The organism is Streptoverticillium olivoreticuli subsp. olivoreticuli (assembly GCF_003391135.1).
In the GTDB taxonomy this organism is placed as follows: Bacteria; Actinomycetota; Actinomycetes; order Streptomycetales; family Streptomycetaceae; genus Streptomyces; species Streptomyces blastmyceticus.
The window spans coordinates 8,274,478-8,294,392 of record NZ_CP031455.1 but is presented as its reverse complement, the minus strand read 5'-3'; the positions used below and the strand labels follow the sequence as shown (position 1 = coordinate 8,294,392).

At 71.5% G+C, this 19,915-nt stretch carries 14 protein-coding genes and 1 pseudogene; 12 read left to right on the top strand and 3 right to left on the bottom strand.

Annotated features, from left to right (window positions below; translation table 11 throughout):
- Nucleotides 1–101: 101 nt before the first annotated feature.
- The 4 genes and pseudogenes from DXZ73_RS39820 to DXZ73_RS35885 form a co-directional block, all read left to right on the top strand.
- A pseudogene (locus DXZ73_RS39820) lies at nucleotides 102–218 on the top strand (IS5 family transposase); the annotation flags it as partial.
- 218 nt (nucleotides 219–436) lie between these two features.
- A complete protein-coding gene (locus tag DXZ73_RS35895; RefSeq protein ID WP_116215096.1) occupies nucleotides 437–619 on the top strand; it encodes a hypothetical protein in 183 nt (60 codons plus the stop codon).
- A 13-nt stretch (nucleotides 620–632) separates the two neighbouring features.
- The gene (locus DXZ73_RS35890) at nucleotides 633–2,024 is read left to right on the top strand and encodes an amidase (protein WP_116215095.1); all 1,392 of its coding nucleotides are present in this window, start codon (nucleotides 633–635) and stop codon (nucleotides 2,022–2,024) included.
- 146 nt (nucleotides 2,025–2,170) lie between these two features.
- Entirely contained in the window at nucleotides 2,171–2,752 is a 582-nt protein-coding gene (locus DXZ73_RS35885; protein ID WP_116215094.1) for a TetR/AcrR family transcriptional regulator, read from the top strand.
- A 27-nt stretch (nucleotides 2,753–2,779) separates the two neighbouring features.
- Here DXZ73_RS35885 and DXZ73_RS35880 read toward each other — a convergent pair whose 3' ends face one another.
- Both DXZ73_RS35880 and DXZ73_RS35875 read right to left on the bottom strand, forming a co-directional pair.
- On the bottom strand, nucleotides 2,780–4,030 hold the full coding sequence (locus DXZ73_RS35880; RefSeq protein ID WP_116215093.1) for a M20/M25/M40 family metallo-hydrolase: 1,251 nt from the start codon (nucleotides 4,028–4,030) through the stop codon (nucleotides 2,780–2,782).
- A 231-nt stretch (nucleotides 4,031–4,261) separates the two neighbouring features.
- Nucleotides 4,262–7,114 carry an AfsR/SARP family transcriptional regulator gene (locus tag DXZ73_RS35875; protein WP_116215092.1) on the bottom strand — a complete coding sequence of 951 codons (2,853 nt, stop codon included), beginning with the start codon at nucleotides 7,112–7,114 and terminating at the stop codon, nucleotides 4,262–4,264.
- Nucleotides 7,115–7,337: 223 nt separating this feature from the next.
- On the opposite strand from DXZ73_RS35875, the gene DXZ73_RS35870 reads away from it, so the two are divergent.
- Nucleotides 7,338–9,008, top strand: a complete 1,671-nt coding sequence (locus DXZ73_RS35870; RefSeq protein ID WP_205519298.1) for a peptidoglycan-binding protein — start codon at nucleotides 7,338–7,340, stop codon at nucleotides 9,006–9,008.
- A gap of 184 nt (nucleotides 9,009–9,192) precedes the next feature.
- Here the strand turns inward: DXZ73_RS35870 and DXZ73_RS35860 are convergent, their stop codons facing one another.
- Entirely contained in the window at nucleotides 9,193–10,674 is a 1,482-nt protein-coding gene (locus tag DXZ73_RS35860; protein ID WP_116215091.1) for a hypothetical protein, read from the bottom strand.
- Between the two features lie 1,369 nt (nucleotides 10,675–12,043).
- On the opposite strand from DXZ73_RS35860, the gene gndA reads away from it, so the two are divergent.
- From gndA to DXZ73_RS35825, 7 genes are all read left to right on the top strand, one after another.
- Nucleotides 12,044–13,504, top strand: a complete 1,461-nt coding sequence (gndA, locus tag DXZ73_RS35855; RefSeq protein WP_116215090.1) for an NADP-dependent phosphogluconate dehydrogenase — start codon at nucleotides 12,044–12,046, stop codon at nucleotides 13,502–13,504.
- Between the two features lie 189 nt (nucleotides 13,505–13,693).
- Nucleotides 13,694–14,176: a DUF6643 family protein gene (locus DXZ73_RS35850; protein WP_116215089.1), complete on the top strand. Its 483-nt coding sequence runs from the start codon at nucleotides 13,694–13,696 to the stop codon at nucleotides 14,174–14,176.
- Between the two features lie 76 nt (nucleotides 14,177–14,252).
- Entirely contained in the window at nucleotides 14,253–15,083 is an 831-nt protein-coding gene (locus DXZ73_RS35845) for an MOSC domain-containing protein (protein ID WP_116215088.1), read from the top strand.
- 161 nt (nucleotides 15,084–15,244) lie between these two features.
- Complete coding sequence (locus DXZ73_RS35840) at nucleotides 15,245–15,850, top strand: Rv1733c family protein (RefSeq protein WP_116215087.1); 606 nt, start codon at nucleotides 15,245–15,247, stop codon at nucleotides 15,848–15,850.
- Between the two features lie 98 nt (nucleotides 15,851–15,948).
- Complete coding sequence (locus DXZ73_RS35835; RefSeq protein ID WP_116215086.1) at nucleotides 15,949–18,378, top strand: right-handed parallel beta-helix repeat-containing protein; 2,430 nt, start codon at nucleotides 15,949–15,951, stop codon at nucleotides 18,376–18,378.
- Nucleotides 18,379–18,487: 109 nt separating this feature from the next.
- Nucleotides 18,488–19,333 (top strand): DeoR/GlpR family DNA-binding transcription regulator, encoded by an 846-nt coding sequence (locus DXZ73_RS35830; RefSeq protein ID WP_116215085.1) that lies wholly within the window; start codon nucleotides 18,488–18,490, stop codon nucleotides 19,331–19,333.
- An 87-nt stretch (nucleotides 19,334–19,420) separates the two neighbouring features.
- Complete coding sequence (locus DXZ73_RS35825) at nucleotides 19,421–19,915, top strand: SRPBCC family protein (protein ID WP_116215084.1); 495 nt, start codon at nucleotides 19,421–19,423, stop codon at nucleotides 19,913–19,915.

Genomic DNA, 19,915 nt, shown 5'->3' with positions numbered 1-19,915 from the left:
AAGACGGCGTCCTCGAGCAGCTCAGCGGGGCGGCGTCCGGCCCGTGAGCGCGAGGGCTGCGACGCGGAGCCGTCCGCCTGCGTCCACACCTCACGGATCACGGCACCGACGCCGGGAAACGGATCATCGGCCGCAAACGCCACCTGGACACAAACACACTCGGCCTGCCGCTGACCGTCACGGTCACCACCGCGAGCGCCCCCGACACCGCCGCCGCGTCCACCCGCACGGTTCGCGGTACCGGTACGAACGGCTCGGCCGGGGCCGTGCGCGGATGCGCCAACGCGGGACACGGGACATGAGGGGTGCGCCTTCTTCGCACTAAACGCAATCTGTTTGCTTTAAGTCGCCGCAGGCCCTACAGTCACCTAACGCAAACACTTAGCTTTTGCTGGGCGGGGGCTTCCGTCGTTCCAGCTGATCAGGAGACAGATCCGTGTCCGCCGATGAACTCACTCCGTCGGAGGCGGCCCGCTGGGCCGTCCGTGCCGGACTCCCGCTGCCGGCCGACCGCCACGACGCGGTCGCGGCCACCGCCAACCACATCCATTCCGTCGTCGCCGTCCTGCGGGAACTCGACTTCGGGGACACCCCGCCCGCCTTCGCCTACCGCGCGTGAGAGGAGAAGCACCATGCAGCCGTTCGAACTGTCTCTGACCGCAGCCGCTGACGCGATCCGGGCACGGCAGCTGTCCCCCGTCGAGCTGGTGGACTCCGTGCTCGACCGCACCGAGAAGGTGGAACCGCACCTTCAGGCCTACGTCTCCGTCACGGCCGAGCGGGCCCGCCGGGAAGCCCGCGAGGCCGCGGACGCCGCCGCGGCCGGCCGACTGCGGAGTCCGCTGCACGGCATCCCCATGGGGCTGAAGGACTTGATCGACGTCGCCGGTGCGCCGACGTCGGCCAGCTCCAGGGTTCGCGCGGACCACCGCGCAGAGGCCGACAGCACCGTCGCCGCGCGTCTGTCGGCAGCCGGTGCGGTCCTGCTGGGCAAGACCCACACCCATGAGTTCGCCTACGGTCTGACCACCCCGCAGACCAACAACGCCTGGAACCGCGACCGGATCGCGGGCGGCTCCAGCGGCGGGTCCGCCGTCGCCGTCGCCGCGGGCGCCGCGACCTTCGGCCTGGGCACCGACACCGGCGGATCCACCCGGGTGCCCGCCGCGCTCAACGGGGTTGTCGGCCTCAAGCCGACCTACGGCCTCGTCCCCCGCACGGGCGTCACGTCACTGTCCTGGTCGCTGGACCACGTCGGCCCGATCACCCGGACCGTGGAGGACGCGGCCCTGGTCCTGTCCGTCCTCGCCGGCCACGACCCCCGCGATCCCGCCTCGCTGGTCGCGCCCCGGGCGGACTACCGGCCGGGGGCAGGTGCGGACCTGGCCGGGCTGCGCGTCGGCGTGCCGCGCAACTACTACTTCGACCACGTCGACGCAGAGGTGGAGGCCGCCGTGCGGCACGCCATCGACCAGCTTCAGGCCCTCGGCGCGCAGCTCGTCGAGGTGGAGATTCCGATGACGCGCTACATCCAGGCCACCCAGTGGGGCCTGATGGTGCCGGAGGCCACCGCCTACCACGAGCAGACCCTGCGCACGGTTCCCGAGCTGTACCAGACGGACGTCCGTATCCTCCTCGAGGCCGGTCAACTCATGCCCGCCGGTGACTACTTGCACGCCCAACGCTCCCGAACCCTCATGCGGCAGGCCTGGGACCGCCTGCTGGACGAGGTCGACGTCATCGCCGCCCCCACGGTCCCGGCCACCGCGGTGGCGGCCGACGAGGAGGTGATCACCTGGCCCGACGGCACGGTCGAGAGCGCCTCCGACGCATACGTACGCCTCTCGGCCCCGGCCAATATCACCGGCGTGCCGTCCCTGTCCGTCCCGGTCGGCCTCGACGCGGCGGGCCTGCCGGTAGGCATGCAACTGCTCGGCCGCCCCCTCGGGGAAAGCGTGCTGCTGCGGGTCGGTCACGCCTACGAACAGACCCAGCCGGCCCGCGAACTCGCGCCGGTGGCCTGAGCGAGAGCACGGGCCCGGGCGGAGCGATCCGCCCGAGCCCACTCCCCGGTCCTGTTCGGCTCGGGATGACGGCATCGAAGGCGGCTCGCTTCAGGGGCACGCATCCACACCCTCCAGACGCAACAAATTTGCTTTAAGCTGGTGTCATGAGTCGCCAGATGGTACGCCCCGGCGGGCGCAGCGCCCGAGTCCAGGCATCGGTGCACGCCGCCGTCCGCGAACTCGCGTCGGAGGTGGGCCGGGACGCCCTGACCGTACCGATGATCGCCCAGCGCGCGGGCGTGACGCCGTCGACGATCTACCGCCGCTGGGGAGATCTGCAGGAACTGATGTCGGACGTGGCGGTCGAGCGCCTGCGCCCCGACACGGCGCCCAAGGACATCGGTGACCTGGCGTCCAGCCTGACCGCCTGGGCCGAGCAGTTCTTCGACGAGATGGCTTCCCCCGCAGGCCGCGCCTACATCCGCGACGCCCTGCTCGGCGACCCGGACGGCAGCAACGCCGGCCGGTGCTCCGCCTACGCGGCGGAGCAGATCGACATCATCCTCACCCGCGCAACCGAACGCGGCGAGAACACACCCGACACCGAAACGGTCATCGACCACGTCGTCGCCCCCCTGATGTACCGCATCCTCTTCCGCCCGGATGGGCTCGACGCCTCCTACGCCCGCCGACTCGTGGCAACCGCGATGACTCTGTCACGCACGAGCTCACCGCCCACAGCCTGACCGGCAACGGCCACGGCCCACGGGGCGTCACGGCTGGGGTGCGCAGAAAGCAACCGGGCTGTGCAGGCCGGAGCGGTTGAGCGCGCGGATGCCGAAGAATACGTTGTCCTTGGACAAGTCGACGGTGTGCCGGGTCACGTTCCCAGCCGGGATGACGTGGGTCCACTCCGATTCGGTGGTCTCCCGCCACACCACCTCGTATCCGGCGAGGTCCGGCTCCGGGCCGCGTTCCCACGCCAGCTCGGTGGAGTTACCGAGGGCGACGGTGCGGATCTTCGCGTTGCGCGGGGTGCCGGGGGCCTGGGCGAGCGACCACAGGGCGGCCGCGTTCACCCGGGCCACCCGGGCGATGAAGCCGAAGTCGCAGAACTCGGGCAGGTCCCCGTACTGCTTGCCCTCCACCACCCGCACGTCCTGGTACTGGTGCGCGTAGTCCTCGACAGGCTCCGTGAACCGCGCTGCCGGATATGCCTGTTGGAGAAACGGGATGTGGTCGCCGCTGCGCAGATAGCGGTCGCGGCGGTACACCACCCGCACCCGCATCCCCGTCGCGTCGTTCTCGGCGGTGTCCCGGACGAACCGGGCCAGCTGGCGCGAGGAGGAGTCGTTCTCGCCGCCGACCGAGCGCCGCACCTCGGCCTGCTCCAGCGTCTCCGAGGTCGGCACCCCCTCGGCGAACAGCCGGATCGTGTACGGGTCGCGCGCACCCTCCTCGGTGGCCGGGCTGCCCACGATGTCGTTGGTGAACATGCCCTGCACGTCGGCCTGTCGGCCCCGGTACGTCCGGGCCATGTGCCCGGACCCGTACAGCCCCTGCTCCTCGCCCGCCACCGCCGCGAACACCACGGTCGCGGCCGGCCGCCGGGTCGCGAAGACCCGGGCCAGCTCCAGGGCGACGGCCACCCCGGAGGCGTCGTCGTCGGCGCCGGGCGCGTCGCTGGTCGCGTTCATCGGGTCGCTGTTCCGCGAGTCGTAGTGCCCCGAGACCACATAGATCCGGTCGGGCGTGACCGAACCCCGCAGCGTGGCGACAACATTGGTGATCCTGGTCGCCACCGGGACACGGGGCGCGGGCTGCTGTACGTATGACTGGAGCTCCACGGTCATCCGGCCACCGGAGGCATGTGCGCAGCGGCGCAGCTCGGCGAGGAGCCAGTCGCGGGCCGCGCCGATGCCGCGTACGGGATCGTCCTGGGCGGACAGGGTGTGCCGGGTCCCGAAGGAGACCAGTCTGCGGACGGTCGCCTCGATGCGGCGTGGGTCGATCTCCCTCAGCATTGCGCGGAGTTCAGGCGCATCCTGGACACCAAGGGCACGGACATCACCCTCACCGGCCCCCTCACCTACACCCAGCAGTAGCCCCGATCCCCCACTGACGGGCCGTCTCCGCGGTCGTCGTGACGCTCGCGGTAGTCGGTCACGGGCGACCCGCTACGGAAGCCGGGCTTCCTGCGGTGGCGGATCCGGCTCGGGTCCGCCACCGGATGCCATCCGCCAACTGCTGTCGCCTCACCCGGCGGCGAGGATCTGACCGGTGGGGCCGACAGTGGTGAGCCGCCGGGTGAGCGCCGCGACGGTGCGTCCGTCTTCCCGCCTGCGGTACGAGGCGATCGCCGTGTCGAGGTGGGCGGCGGCTTCCCCGGCGCGCCCATGGCTGTCGAGGAACGTGGCGAACTGGGCCTGGGCGAGTCCATGGAGGTGGTCCTCGCCGGCGTCACCGCTGAGTTCGATGAGCCGACGCCAGGTGGTCTCGGCCTCCGTGGTACGGCCGAGCCGGTCCAGGGCATGGGCCTCGAAGCCCAGCGCGCCCAGGGCGATCTGGGTCAGCGGCCGGTCGGCCAAGAGCCGTCGCGTGTGACGGGCGCGGTGCAGCACGTCCTCGGGCGAGCTGACAGCCATGTCCGCCATGCACATGCGGTGCAGGACGAACGCCTCCAAGAAGGCGTCGGCGGAGGCGCGGGCCGTCTCGAGGGCTTCGGCGAAGCACTGCTGCCCCAGGTCGGCACGGTCCAGGTCGTGATGGATGCCGGCGAGCATGCCGGTGGCGATGGTGCGGTGGCGATCGCCCGGCTGATACAGCTGGAGCGCGCGTTCCAGGTGCGGGGAAGCCTCCTTGGGGCGGTTGAGTTGACCGAGGACGATGCCCATCATGGTGTGGGCCCGGGCGGACGTGACCGGGTCTTCCAGTCGCTCGGCGGCGCGCAGGCCGAGAGTGGCACATTCGAGCCAGGCGCCGATGTCGGTGCAGACGTAATAGCCCGCGGCGTTGTGGGCCAGCCGCCAGGCGCGTTCGTGGTCGTGCGACGCGATGCAGGTGTCGATGAGCTTGCGGATCACGGGGGCCTCGGGTTCCCACCAGCGCAGCGCGTCGCGGGTGTCCTTGAGCCGGGGCAGGGCCCGGGGTGGTCCGTCCACCGAGGGGAAGGGGGTGCCGTCGTCCCCGAAGACCACGGTGGAGGCGGCGGCGGTCGCGGCGAGGTAGTAGTCCACGAGGCGCCGCGTGACCCGCTCCCGGTCGTGGGCGGCCAGCTCCTCCTCGGCCAGTTGGCCACAGTAGAGGCGGACGAGGTCATGCGCCTGGTAGCGGCCGGGCCGGGACTCGGTGAGCAAGTGGAGCGCGGACAGGTCCACCAGGGCCTGCCGGCCGACGGCCGGCGAGTCGTCGAGGAGGGCGGTGGCGGTCAGGGCGTCGATCTCGGGACCGGGGTGGAGGGCGAGCAGCGGCAGCAGCCGGGCCGCGACGGGCGGCAGGTGGCGTCGGCTCAGGCCCAGTTCCCGCTGGACGCTCCGGTCGCCGGACAGGCCCAGGGCGCCCAGGCGTTCCTGCTCGTCCTCCAGTTCGGCGACGAGGTCGGCCACCGACCACTGCGGGTGCATGACCAGCCGGGCGAGGGCGATGCTCAGCGCGAGGGGCAGGAAGTCGCAGAGCTCGACCAGGCGGCGCGCCGCCTTGGGGTCCTTCAGCGTGCGCTCGTCGCCCAGCCGCAGGCGCAGGAGCTCGTGGGCGGCGGTGGCGGTGAAGGCACCGACCGGCAGATACGCCGCCTCGCCCCGGAGGACCAGTGCGTCCAGGGCATGCCGGCTGCACACCACCGTGCGTGCGGACCCGCTCTCGGGGAGGAAGGGGGTGATGTCCTCGGCGCACCGGGCGTTGTCGAGGACGACGAGCAGGCGGCGGTCGCGTATGCGGTCGCGGAACAGCTCGGCGCGTGCCTCGGTGGCGGCCGGGATCTCGTCGTCCGGTACGCCGATGGCGCGCAGGAAGCCGTGCAGGATCCCGGCAGGGTCGGCCGGTCCCCGGGGAGCGAAACCCTGCAGGTCGGCGTAGAGCCGGCCGTCGGGGAACCGGTCGGCCGCCGTGTGCGCCCAGTGGACGACCAGCGAGGTCTTGCCGCTCCCGGCCGCCCCGGCGACGACGAGCACACGCGACGCCCCTGCCCCGCTGTCGGCGCACGCCTCGTCCAGCCGACGCCGTTCCTCGGGCCGGGCGACGAACCCCGTCGGCGGCTGGGGCAGCAGTTGGGGGGCCAGGTAGACGGACGGGGGTGCGGCCGCCGCGGTGACGGCCGGATCTGCGTCAGGCGCCGGTGCCGCCAGTTCGGGGTCGGCGTGCAGGATCCGCTCGTAGAGTGACTGGAGTTCCGGGCCGGGCGCGACCCCGAGTTCGTCGTCCAGATGCCGCTGGGTGTCCAGGAACGCACCGAGCGCCTCGCCCTGGCGGCCGGACCGGTACAGGGCGACCATCAGCAGCTCCGTCAGCCGCTCCCGCAGCGGGTGCTGCCTGACCAGGCCGGCCAGGACGGGGACCGCCTCCGTGTGACGCCCGAGTTCCAGCCCGACCTCGGCCAGGTGCTGCTCGGCGCCCAGGAGCAGCTCGGACAGCCGGTCGCGCTCCCGCTCGGCGAACAGGCCCGGCACCCCGGCCAGCGGGGTGCCCCGCGGGAGGCTCAGCGCTCGGGTGAGGAGCTCACCGGCCCGCCGGTGTTCCCCGGCCGACCGGGCCCGTCCGGCTGCGGCGAGCACGTTGTCCAGGACATCGGCGTCGAGGGCGTCGGTCCCCGCTTCGAGGGCGTAGCCACCGCCGGCCGAGACCAGCGGGCCGGGGCCGTCCGCCGGCCGCAGGCTGCGACGCAGCCGGGAGACGTAGGAGCGCAGCGTGCCCACGGCCGAGGCGGGCAGGTCCTCTCCCCACACCGCGTACAGCAGCTCGTCGCGCCCGACCGGGCGGCCGTGGTGGAACAGCAGCGTGGCGAGCACCGCCTGCTGCTGGGGACTGCCGAGGTCCAGCGCGGCCTCCCCGCGCCAGGCGCGCACCGGGCCGAGCACCTCGAACCTCAAGGCGGCGCCTTCTGCCTCCGCCATCACGTACCCCTCATCATCCACACACAAGACAAAATGCTGACGCAAGTTACCCGACGTAAGCCGCCTCACCAAACCGGGGCCCCACTCGGTGTGTGGGAGCGGGGCACGGCTCCCGTCGCCCGCCGTCAATCTTTCAGCAACCTTCTTCCACTCATCGCCTGCGAGCCTGCTCGCGGCCGACGAGCCCACTCACCGGCCGGCACGGAAAGCAAGGAGGTGTCCCGTGGCACGGGACAGAGTTCGCATATCACGGCGCCACGCGGTGCCGACCGTCATGGCCGCCGCAGCGCTGGCCGGCGGCCTGGGCCTGGCCCAGCCCCACGCGACGGCAGCCACGGCCGGCACGAACCCGGCAGGCCAAGGCCGCGGCACGGCGTCCGGCCCCACGGGCGGTGCTTGGCTGGCCCTGAAGAACGGTCGCCTGGCCTACGGACAGGACGCGCAGGGCAACCGCATCCCCGACTACTCCTACGCCGGGTACGAGGGCGGCGGCACGCCGGTACCGAAGGCGCCCGTCAAGGCGACCGTCCCGGCCCCCGGCACGGGGGACGCCACCGCGACCGTGCAGGCGGCGATCGACAAGGTGGCCGCGTTGTCGCAGGGCGCCGACGGGATCCGGGGTGCGGTCCAGCTCGCGCCGGGGCAGTACCACATCGCCGGGCAGCTGCACATCGGCGCGAGCGGTGTGGTCCTGCGCGGGTCGGGCACCGGCTCCACCGTGCTCGTCGCCGACCAGCCGTCGGTGCGGACGCTGCTGACCATCGGGGACACGTCCCGCTACACCCCCGCCGGCACCACTCAGCAGGTGACCGACGACTACGTGCCCGTCGGCGGCACCGCACTGACGCTGAGCAGCACCACCGGGCTGAACGTCGGCGACGAGGTCGTCGTCGAGCGGCCGACCACCCAGGCGTGGATCGACGCCCTCGGCATGACCGATGCGTGGAAGCCCAACTGGAGCCTGCGCTCCGAGCGGAAGATCACCGCCGTCCACGGCAACAAGGTCACGCTCGACATCCCGCTGACGACGGCGTTGGAGAAGCAGTACACCCAGGCGACCGTCTACCGCTACGCCTTCCCGCGCATCGACCACGTCGGCGTCGAGGACCTGAGCCTGGACGGCCAGGCGATGTCCGGTGACCCGAACTACGCCAAGGCCTTCTACAACGCGGCGCCCTGGGAGTTCAACGCGGTCCAGGACTCGTGGGTGAACAACGTGGTCTGGCATCACTTCGGCGGCAGCGGCCAGACCTTCCTCGGCCCGCAGAGCCGCCGCGTCTCCGTCCTGCACACCCAGGCCCTGGACTTCAACACGACCGACTCTTCCGCCCGTTCGGAGGCGTACCTGCTGCAGGGACAGCAGAACCTGGTCCAGGACTGCGCGGTGACCGCCTCTATGATCCACGCCTTCTCCACCTACGGACGCCAGTCCGGGCCCAACGTCTTCTCGAACTGCAAGGCGGCCCTGGTGGACAAGACCTACGACGCGGGCGGCCACGAACGCTGGGGCAGCGGCACCCTCTACGACAACGTGACCCTCGACGGCTCGCTGCTGCTCGTCAACAACGGCAGCCGCGGCAGCGGCCACGTCGTGCCCGGAACTGGCCCGCGAGGCCGCCCGGCGGGGCATCGCCCCGTTTCCGTCGGCGTCGACCGTGCGCCGCCGGCCGGCCCAGGACGCGCTCAAGCCCTGGCAGCACCCCTCCTGGATCTTCATCACCAGCCCCGGCTTCCGGCTGAAGGCCGCATGAACCTGGCTGCCCAGGTCATGAGCGGCCGGGAACACCTCGGTGCCGATCACTGCCCCCACCAGGGAGAGCACAGAGGTGACCCGGGCGGGGGCGGTGCGGACGGCCGCCGACCCTGTGGCCGACTCCGGACCGCTGTGAGGTGAACGCCATGACGGACGCCGCGCCGGACAGGATCGGCAACATCACCCGCGACGAGTTGCGCGCAGCTCGTTGCCGAGGCCCGCGCGCCGATCGCGCGGCCGCGTCGACCGGCACGCCTACAGGGCCACCCTCAGCATCAACATCCTGTCGACAGGACTGATCAGCCCGTAGCTTCACCGCCTTGAGCTAAAGAATCCTGACCTGCCCACCGGCGGAAACGGAGAGCTGTCCTTGGACCTGAAGATCGCCGACCACCAGCGTCGATTTGATTTCTTTGCCGATCCGAAGTGCTTCCGCATCGTTATAGGAGACCAGTACGCCGTCCAAAAAATGCGCCCACCGCTTGAATTGAATTTCCCCATGGAACAATGTCCTCTCGGGGAAGGTCGTGAATATCGGCACACGTCCGTGACTGAGATCCATCCCTCCTTGGACGATAATGGCGCCCTTCACCAGCCCCTGGCCGGTGAGCAGGTCGTCCAGGACGGCTTTTTCGGCCTTGAGAGTGCCCAAGTTGTTCTGTCCCTCTCGGACCCGCACTCCGGATTTCGGGAAGTCGATCCATCCGTCGTCGGAGTTGCGGCCGTGCACCGACGCGGTGTCCACGCGGTCCACGTCGACTTGGCCGGCCGAGAGGGTACCCAACTGCGGCTGCCCGTCCCGGTGCACGTGCAGTCCGGCCTTCGGGAAGTCGATCCATCCGTCGTCGGAGTTGCGGCCGTGCACCGACGCGGTGTCCACGCGGTCCACGTCGACCTTGTCGGCCGCGACGGTCCCCCATCCGCCGGTCCCGTTGCGGATCTCCACCCCTGCTGCGGAGAAGGTGACACGGCTCTTGCTCGGCGTCCCCTCGACCCACGGAGTGCGCGTCCCGCCGACGAACTCGGGAACGCGTGCGTGGACCGTGGTGGTGAGGAAGTATCCCTGTTGCTGTTGCCCTGCGCCGACCGTCCCGGCGACAAGGGTGTAAGTGGTGCCTCGCTTCGGGGTGGAGGGGGGTGACCAGGTGTAGGTTCGCTGATTTACCCGAGGTCCCTGAGCTGCCGACTGGGCAAGCACCTCGTTCCCCTGCGGATCGCGGATCCAATAGTCGAGACTGTCAGGCCCCTCCCATTTCAGAACGACTTTCTCACCCGCGTCCACGTCCACCAAGGACTTCTTTTCCGGGCGGAAGTTGCGCGGGGTCTTCGGAGCTTGCTTCACCAACCCAAGAGTGGTGGTGAAATCGGCCCGCCGAATGGGTATGTTGTCGTCGCCGCCGCCGGACCTCTCGTACATCTTCAGGAGGACCAACCCCTCTGCGCTGGAAACAGGTATGTCTTCCAGTTTCAGGACCAACGACCCTTGGTCCGGCAGGGTCAGCCTTCCCCCCGAGGGGGAATGCGCGCGGAAGCGGCCGAGAGTACTGTCCCAGCCGAAAACCGGAGCCGGCGCCAGCCACACCGTGTAGCTCGGGTCGATGCTCGCACTGATCGCCGTGGGATTACTTGTCAGGTCGCTGACGCCGCTGCCGACCGGTATCTCCACATCGATGAATTCCCATGTCACGGCGGACTGGTGAGTGTTGGAGACGATCACGTACACCGTTCCTACCGACGGTGCCCCGGGCTGCGACGCTTGAAGCGAGGTCGGATCCGTGATGACGGCGTAGTTCAGCAAAGACGGCATGGTGAGGACTCCCTACCTCGGCAATTCACACGATGCGGGCAGAAGACGTGCAGTGGAGGCCCGGTGTTGGCGGGGGAACGGTCGGTGCGATGACAGGTTCAGGCGGGAAGCTGCGAGGTCCAGGGGCAGTCGCGCGTCGCCTGCGACCGTCGGTATGGCTCGTCCGCCAGTTGTTTGCGGCTCGCAGGGGCCGGCGCAGACGCCGTCATCACAGGCTGGAGGTAGCCGCCGGATCCGTACCCGTCGGGCCCGATACCGTCAGGGCTTCGAGCCTGCGTCCCGATGGATCGGCGGCGCCAAGCTCTCTCCAGTCGCCCACGCGGCACCTGGATCTTCTGCCGTGCCCCGCCGGCTCCCGCCGACGCCTCAGCACGATCCCTCGAGCTCCTCGCCGCATGGCTCCCCCCGCCTGCCGGAACTCTTCAGAGCGGCTCGACCTGGCGCGGCCCCTTCAACAGCCGTACTTCCTCCCGGGGAAGCGCCAACACCACTGTCCCCCCGCCCTGCAGCCCCGGAACCACGATTCGGGATAGCTGGCTCGAACCGAACCCCTGGTGGCTGGAACCACAGCCAGGTAGGGCTTCGCACGCATGGTCGGAGGCCGGCTGACGCCGGTGTCCGTGCTGGTCTCCGCAGAACCCCCGCCGGAGCCGGCCGACGGGGGTTCCTCACCTCTCACCCGCTATCACACGGCGTCCCACCAACAGCGTCGACGCACCTGGACCACAAGGACCTGACCTGCGAAAACGCTTCTGCCTTTCCGCCGGGCTGCCACCAGAGCGCCGCGACGGCCAGGGCCAGGGCCAGGGCCAGTTTCTCAGTGCTGACGCCGAGAAACGCTCTGCCCGCGCGCACGTCTTGTACGGCATCCGCCGGACCCGCTCCTCCGTCACCCTCCGTTACCTCTGTCGCGGCATCACCACCGCCCCTCACTGGCGCCGCAGCACCCACCAGGGGGCGCATCACATAACTGACCATCAGTCAGCTAAGTCGGCAATGGGTCAGCATCGGACCCGTCGGAACCCGCCGTGGACCGCCCGCAAGCGTCAGATCACGCAACCGCCAGACCGCGCCTTCGGGTGACCTGCCCGGCGCGAAAGCCCCGGTATATGGACCACACGCCCGACCCCGCGCTTTGTTCGGGTCGCACAACCGAACCACGAACGCGGAGCGCTCCGTGGGCGAACAGGGTGACAGACCCAAGCCCGTCTCCAGCGCGCACCCAGCCGCCTTCGAGTACCCCGTGCGACGATGCCCGGGCGACGCCCGGCCGCCCGAGGGGAAGATCTTCGAGCACTCCGGCGTTGACGCCTCGCACCAGCCTTACGCACAGCCTCACCGACGCACGCGACAGGAGTGGACCACCGCAATGCCCAGCACTTCCACCCCCACGGCCACCGCACAGATCGGCGTCACCGGACTCGCCGTCATGGGCAGCAACCTCGCCCGCAACTTCGCCCGCCACGGCCACACCGTCGCCGTCCACAACCGCACAACCGCCAGGACCACCGCCCTCATCGACGAACACGGCCACGAGGGCAGCTTCGTCCCCGCCGAGACCCCGGAAGACTTCGTCGCCGCCCTCGTCAAGCCCCGCCGCCTGATCATCATGGTCAAGGCCGGCGACCCCACCGACGCCGTCATCGACGAGTTCGCCCCCCTCCTCGACGAGGGCGACATGATCATCGACGGCGGCAACGCACACTTCCACGACACCCTCCGCCGCGAGAAGGCACTCCGCGCCAAGGGCATCCACTTCGTCGGCACCGGCATCAGCGGTGGCGAGGAAGGCGCCCTCAACGGGCCCGCCATCATGCCCGGCGGATCAGTGGAGTCCTACAAAGCCCTCGGCCCCCTCCTGGAGTCCATCGCCGCCAAGGCCCCCGACGGCAGCCCCTGTTGCACGCACATCGGCCCCGACGCCGCCGGACACTTCGTCAAGATGGTGCACAACGGCATCGAATACGCCGACATGCAGCTCATCGCGGAGGCGTACGACCTGCTCCGCAACGTCGCCGGGTACGAGCCGGCCCGTATCGCGGAGACGTTCCGCACGTGGAACACCGGCCGTCTGGACTCGTACCTCATCGAGATCACCGCCGAGGTGCTCGCCCACACCGACGCCGCCACCGGGCGGCCCTTCGTGGACGTGGTGGCCGACGAGGCCGAGCAGAAGGGCACCGGCCGGTGGACGGTGCAGACGGCGCTGGACCTCGGGATCCCGGTGTCGGGCATCGCGGAGGCCGTCTTCGCCCGTTCCCTCTCCGGCCACGCCGATCTGCGCCGGGCCGCGCGCGCCCTGCCCGGACCCGGGCGCGAGGTCCTCTCCCCCGCCGAGGCCGAGGAGTTCGCGGCGCAGGTAGAGGAGGCGCTGTACGCGTCCAAGGTCGTCTCGTACGCCCAGGGCTGGAACATGATCGGCGCGGCGAGCGCCGAGTACGGCTGGGACATCGACCTCGGCGCGGTGGCCGCCATCTGGCGGGGCGGCTGCATCATCCGGGCGGCGTTCCTGGACCGGATCCGCAGCGCGTTCGCGGCCGACCCGGGACTGCCGACCCTGCTGGCCGACAAGGGCTTCGCCGACGAGGTGGGCCGGGCCCAGGACGCCTGGCGCTCGGTCGTGGCGACCGCGGTCGGCCGCGGGGTGCCCACCCCCGGCTTCTCCGCCGCGCTCGCGTACTACGACGCACTGCGCGCGGAGCGCCTGCCCGCCGCCCTCACCCAGGGGCAGCGCGACTTCTTCGGCGCCCACACCTACCGGCGCACGGACCGCGAGGGGTCGTTCCACACCGTGTGGTCCGGGGACCGCGGCGAGGAGCGCACGGCCTGAGCGAGGGCCACGCGGACAGCGGACCGCCAACGTCCCGGCGCCACCGCGAGGATGACGCCGGGACGTCCGGTCCGATAAGAGTGTCCTGACCTGCCACTTCTGTCCTGACCTGCGTCTTTGCAGGTCAGAAAGGGGTTGCGGGGACCTTGGCATAGACCCGGCCAGGGGCGTGGGCTTAACTTATGGGCTATGACCTCCCCCCGCAGCACCTACGGCGGCGGCTACTACGCCTCGCCGTCGTTCCCGGACACCCCCATCTACGACAGCCTCGTCGCCGAGCGGGGCACCCCGCAGATCGCGCCCATCAGGGTGTCGTCGCCGTACGACGGCGGGAGCCAGCTGCCCGCTCTCCCCGCGCTGCCGTCCGGGCCTTCCGCGACGCCCGCGCCGCAGCAGCAGACCGGCTACGCCGGGCAGGCCCCGCAGTACGGGTACCAGTCGCCCGCTCCGCAGGCCCCGGCCCTCCAGCAGGCGCCCGCGCCCTACATCCCGCAGCAGGCGGCCGCACCGCGCGGCTATCCGGGCCCGCAGCAGTACCAGCAGCGGCCCGCGGCCGCTTCGGCGAGCCCCGCGGGCTACGAGGCGATGCGCCCCGTGGCGCCCCGCCCGGCGCCCGCGCCGTACGAGGACCCGTACAACAACCGCCAGTATCCGAATCAGGGCGGTTACTGACGCTACTTCCGGTTCGGGCGGGGGGCCGGTCGGGGGGCTTCGGCCAACCGCCCGGCCCGGATGGCAAGATGGCCGCATGTCCACGCCATTCGTGACCGCGGTCCACTTCTATCCCGTGAAGTCGATGACGGGCCGTGCCGTCGGCGAGGCCGCGGTCGAGCCGTGGGGGCTCGCCGGGGACCGCCGGTGGATGCTGGCCGACGACAGCGGTCACATGATCACCCAACGGCAGCAGCCGAGGCTGGCGTTGGCCGCCGCCGAGCCGCTGCCGGGCGGCGGGGTCCGGCTCACCGCTCCGGGGTGCGCGCCGGTGGACGTCCCCGTGCCCGACCCCGCGGAGCGGGGCACGGTCACGGTGCAGCTGTTCCGGGACAAGGTCGAGGGGGTTCCGGCCGGTGCCGCTGCCGACGCGTGGCTCAGCGCGTATCTGGGCACCCCGGCCCGGCTGCTGCACATGGACGACCCCGCGACGCGACGCCTCATCGACCCCGACTACGCGCGCGACGGCGAGACCGTGAGCTTCGCCGACGGATATCCGCTGCTGCTCACCACCCTCGCCTCGCTCGACACCCTCAACACCCTGATCTCCCGGGGCGACCACCCCGACGAGGGCCCGCTGCCCATGAACCGCTTCCGGCCGAACGTGGTCGTCGGCGACACCGCGCCCTGGGCCGAGGACGACTGGCGGCGCGTCCGCATCGGCGAGGTCACCTTCCGCGCCGTCAAGCTGTGCGGCCGCTGCGTCGTGACCACCACCGACCAGCACACGGCGGAGCGCGGCAAGGAGCCGCTGCGGACGCTCGTACGCCACCACCGGATAGGCAAGGAGCTGGTGTTCGGCACGAACCTCATCCCCGAGCACACCGGAGTGGTGCGCGTCGGTGACGACGTGGAGATCCTCGACTGAGCAGGTCCCGCCGCCCGCCGGGACCGCCCGCACCGCCCGCCACCCGTCAACGCGCCGCCAGGAAGCGCCTCCGGAGGGGGTGATTTTGCTCTCTCCGCCGCCTTCCTCCGCATGCGATGCCCTGTGTGAGGTATTTACGGACGCGGAAGGGGGTGAGCGCTGTGCGCGCGACGATCTTCGCCCGGCGATGGCGGCGCAATCCGCTGCGCCGCCGTACCGACGTCGTCGAGGCGTGGGTGGGGGCGGTCGCGGTGGTGCTGATGCTGCTGGCCGGATCGGCCGTCGGCTGGGTGACGGGCTCGCTCGCCCACGAGGCGCTGCGGCAGACCGTCCGTGAACAGCAGCTGCACCGGCATCTGGTGACCGCCACGGCCCTGCGCAATCTGCCGGTCAGGGCCACCGAGACCGACCGGGAGACGGCCGCGGGCCGCGAGGGTCACCACCGGGTGGTCGCCCGCTGGCCGGCCCCGGACGGCCGTCGGCAGTTCTCCGGCGTGGTCGCCGTCCGGCAACCGACCCGTGCCGGGCACCGGTTCACGCTGTGGACCGACGACCGCGGGCGGATCTCGGCCCGCCCCATGGACGACGACACCGCCGCCGTGCACGCGGTCCTCGCCGGTGCGGCCGCGGCCGCCGGGGCGGCGGGACTGGTGGAGATCGCCCGACGGCTGGTCGTATGGCGGCTCGTGCGGCGGCGGTACGCCCGGTGGGACCGCGCGTGGGAACAGGCGGGGCACACCTGGGGCCGTGCGGGTGCGGGCAGCTGACCGGTCAACTTCCGTGGCCCACGCGCGCTACGGTGGTCCGGCCGGTACGCATCCGTCCCGGGTGAACAGAGCACACGAGGTGGGGGCGCAGCAGCACCATGGCAGAGGGCTCGGTCCAGGTGACGCACACCGGTACGGCGCGATGGCGGCGGCGCACCGGCGAATACGACTCCCTCGCATCGGCTCTGGAGGCGGCGGCGGACGGGGACGTGCTGTCCGTGGCGCCGGGAACGTACCGGGAGAATCTGGTCGTCACCCGTGCGATCACCCTGCGTGGCAGCGAGGGTTCGCCGGGGGCGGTGCGGATCGCGCCGGCCGAGGGCGTGGCCCTGACCGTGCGGGCCTCGGCGGCGCTGCTGGATCTGCACATCGAGGGGCAGGACGAGGCGGCGCCCGCGCTGTTGGTCGAGGACGGCGCGCCGGAGCTGGCGGATCTGCGGATCGTGACGCGGTCGGCGACGGGCATCGAGGTGCGCGGTGGTTCGCGGCCGACGGTGCGCCGCTGCACGGTCGACAATCCGGGCGGGGTCGGCATCAGCGTGCTGGACGGCGCGACCGGTGTCTTCGAGGAGTGCGAGGTCGTGGCGGCGGGCCGGTCGGGCGTGACGGTGAGCGGGGGCGCGCATCCGCGCCTGGAGCGCTGCCGGGTGCATCACGCGTCGGGAGCGGGTCTTTCGCTGTCGGGTGAGGGCAGCGCGCTGGAGGCGGTCGGGTGCGAGGTGTACGAGATCCGGGGCGCGGGGGTGCAGGTGGCGTCGCGGGCGGCCGGTTATCTGACCGACTGCCAGGTGCACCGGACGTCCGGTGACGGCGTGACGCTGGACACCGAAGCGGTGCTCACCCTGGTGGACTGCGACATCCACGACGTGCCGGAGAACGGCGTGGACCTGCGGTCCCGTTCGGTGCTGTCGATGACGCGCACCGCGGTGCGCAAGTTCGGGCGCAACGGCCTGTCGGTGTGGGATCCGGGGACGCGGGTGGACGCGGACCGGTGCGACATCCACGACAGTACGGGTGACTATCCGGCGGTGTGGGTCAGTGACGGGGCGCAGGCGGTGCTCGGTTCCTGCCGGGTGCGCGATGTGCCGGACGCGCTGTTCGTGCTGGACCGCGGTTCGCGGGTGGACGTGGTGGACAGTGATCTCGCTCAGGTCCGCAACACCGCGGTGTCGGTGAGCGACGGGGCGACGGCGCAGCTGGACGACTGCCGGATCCGGGCGGCGGCGACGGGCGCCTGGTTCCGGGACCACGGGAGCGGGGGTTCGCTGGCCGGGTGCACCATCGACGCGACGGCCACGGGGGTCATCGTCACCAAGGGCGCGGATCCGGTCATCGAGCGGTGCACGGTGAGTTCGCCGGTGGAGGCGGGCTTCTATGTGTCGGCGGGCGGCCGGGGTTCCTTCCACGACTGCCGGGTGACGGGGAGCGGCGGGTACGGCTTCCACGTCATCGACGGCTGTCGTACGACGCTGACGCGCTGCCGTACGGAGCGGTGTGCGCGCGGTGGTTACGAGTTCGCCGAGGAGGGCACGGTCAGCGAGGGCTGCACGAGCGACGAGAGCGCGGCGTTCACGCTGGGGGCGCCGTCCGTGGGCTCGCTGCGGACGGCAGGTGTCCCGGTCGTGGAGCGGACCGTTCCGCTGGTGTCGGTGCCGCCGGTCGCGGTGCCGGTGCAGCGGGTGCCCGAGGGCGCGGCGCCCGCCCCCCTGCCGGACGGCCGTCCTCCGGCCACGGTGCTGGGTGAACTGGACGCGCTGGTGGGCCTGGAGAGCGTCAAGCGCGAGGTGCGGGCGCTCACGGACATGATCGAGGTGGGCCGCCGCCGTCAGGAGGCGGGGCTGAAGGCGGCCTCCGTGCGCCGTCATCTGGTGTTCACCGGTTCCCCGGGTACGGGCAAGACCACGGTGGCCCGGCTCTACGGCGAGATCCTCGCGTCGCTGGGGGTGCTGGAGCGCGGTCATCTGGTGGAGGTGTCGCGCGTGGACCTGGTGGGCGAGCACATCGGTTCCACGGCGATCCGGACGCAGGAGGCGTTCGACCGGGCGCGGGGCGGGGTGCTGTTCATCGACGAGGCGTACGCGCTCTGCCCGGAGGATTCTGGGCGGGACTTCGGCCGTGAGGCGATCGACACCCTGGTGAAGCTGATGGAGGATCACCGGGACGCGGTGGTGGTGATCGTCGCGGGGTACACCGCGGAGATGCAGCGGTTCCTGACGGTCAATCCGGGGGTGGCCTCGCGCTTCTCGCGCACCATCACCTTCGGGGACTACGCGCCGGAGGAGCTGTTGCGCATCGTGGAGCAGCAGGCGGAGGAGCACGAGTACCGGATCGGGGCGGGGGCGGCGGAGGCGCTGCTGGCGTATTTCACGGCGATCCCGAAGGGTCCGGCGTTCGGCAACGGCCGTACGGCGCGGCAGACGTTCGAGGCGATGGTCGAGCGGCACGCGGGCCGGGTGGCGCAGCTCGTCGACCCGAGCACCGACGAGCTGACGCTGCTGTATCCGGAGGATCTGCCGGCGCTGCCGTGAGGGGCGGGTGTGCCGGGTGCCGATGGCCGGAGTGCGGCACGGGCGTTGTCACAGGTGCGTGGGAGGATGAGCACGCGGATTCGGCAGTGCTGAGCGGAGGGACCGGCCGGTGAGTGACCATCAGAATCTCCTGGCGGAGCAGCGGCGTGCCCTGATTCTCGACGAGGTGAGGCGGCGCGGCGGTGTGCGGGTCAATGAGCTGACCCGCAAGCTCAATGTCTCGGACATGACGGTCCGCCGCGATCTGGACGCGCTGGCCCGGCAGGGTGCCGTGGAGAAGGTGCACGGTGGTGCGGTGCCGGTCGCCGAGGCGACGGCGCACGAGCCGGGCTTCGAGGCGAAGTCGGCGCTGGAGCTGATCGCCAAGGAGGACATCGCGCGGGCAGCGGCGAGGATGGCCGCGCACGGCAGTGCGATAGCCCTGGCGGGCGGGACGACGGTGTTCGCCCTGGCCCAGCAGTTGGTGGAGGTCCCGGATCTGACGGTGGTGACGAATTCGGTGCGGGCGGCCGATGTGTTCCACAGCGCCCAGCGCACGATGACGGCCGCGGGGCCCTCGCCGCGTCCGGGTGCGGCGACGGTGGTGCTGACGGGCGGGGTCCGTACGCCGTCGGACACGCTGGTGGGGCCGGTGGCGGACGCGGCGATCCGCTCGCTGCACTTCGATGTGCTGTTCATCGGGGTGCACGGCATATCCGTGGAGGCGGGGCTGTCGACGCCGAATCTCGCGGAGGCGGAGACGAACCGGCACTTCGTGCGCTCCGCCCGGCGTGTCGTGGTGGTCGCGGACCACACCAAGTGGGGCACGGTGGGCCTGAGTTCCTTCGCCTCGCTGGAGGAGGTGGACGCGTTGGTCACGGACGCGGGGCTTCCCGCGGGGGCCCGTCGGGAGATCGCCGAGCGGCTGCCGGAGCTGGTGGTGGCCGAGAGTTCGCGGGGCAGCGCGGAGGCCTGAGGCCGGGCGGGGGGCGGCGCAGACATCCGGGGCCGCGGGGGTTAGGGTGTGCGGCGCGGTGGGCCGGTCGATCCGATGAGGTGCACGATGGCGCGCAGACTCCGCCCTGTGGGGCTCGACTTCGTGGCGGCAGCGCCGTTGCGGCTGGTGTTCGTCGCGCGCATGGCGGCGCCGCCCGAGCGGGTCCATGCCGCGCTGGCCGGGGATGTGCCGGGCTGGGCGCGGTGGTTCCGCGCGGTGACGGTGGCGCGGCGGGTGGAGCGGGCCGGGGGCGACGGCCGGGAGATCCGGCTGCTGGGTGGTGCGCGGTTCCTGGAGACGGTCCTGGCCGACGAGCCGTCCCGGCGTTACGCGTACCGCGTCGACGTCACGAACGCGCCGGGTGTCCGGGCCCTGCTGGAGGACTGGCAGTTGCTCCCCGCCGGTACGGGCACGGTCGTCCGGTGGATGGTGGCGGTAGACGGTCCCGCTCCGGTGCGTCTGGCGGTCGCGCTGGGGAGGCCGGGCCTCGGGCATGCGTTCCGTGACGCGGTGCGCAGCCTCGACCGGCGTCTCGCAGCCATGCACGGTGGTCGCACCTGA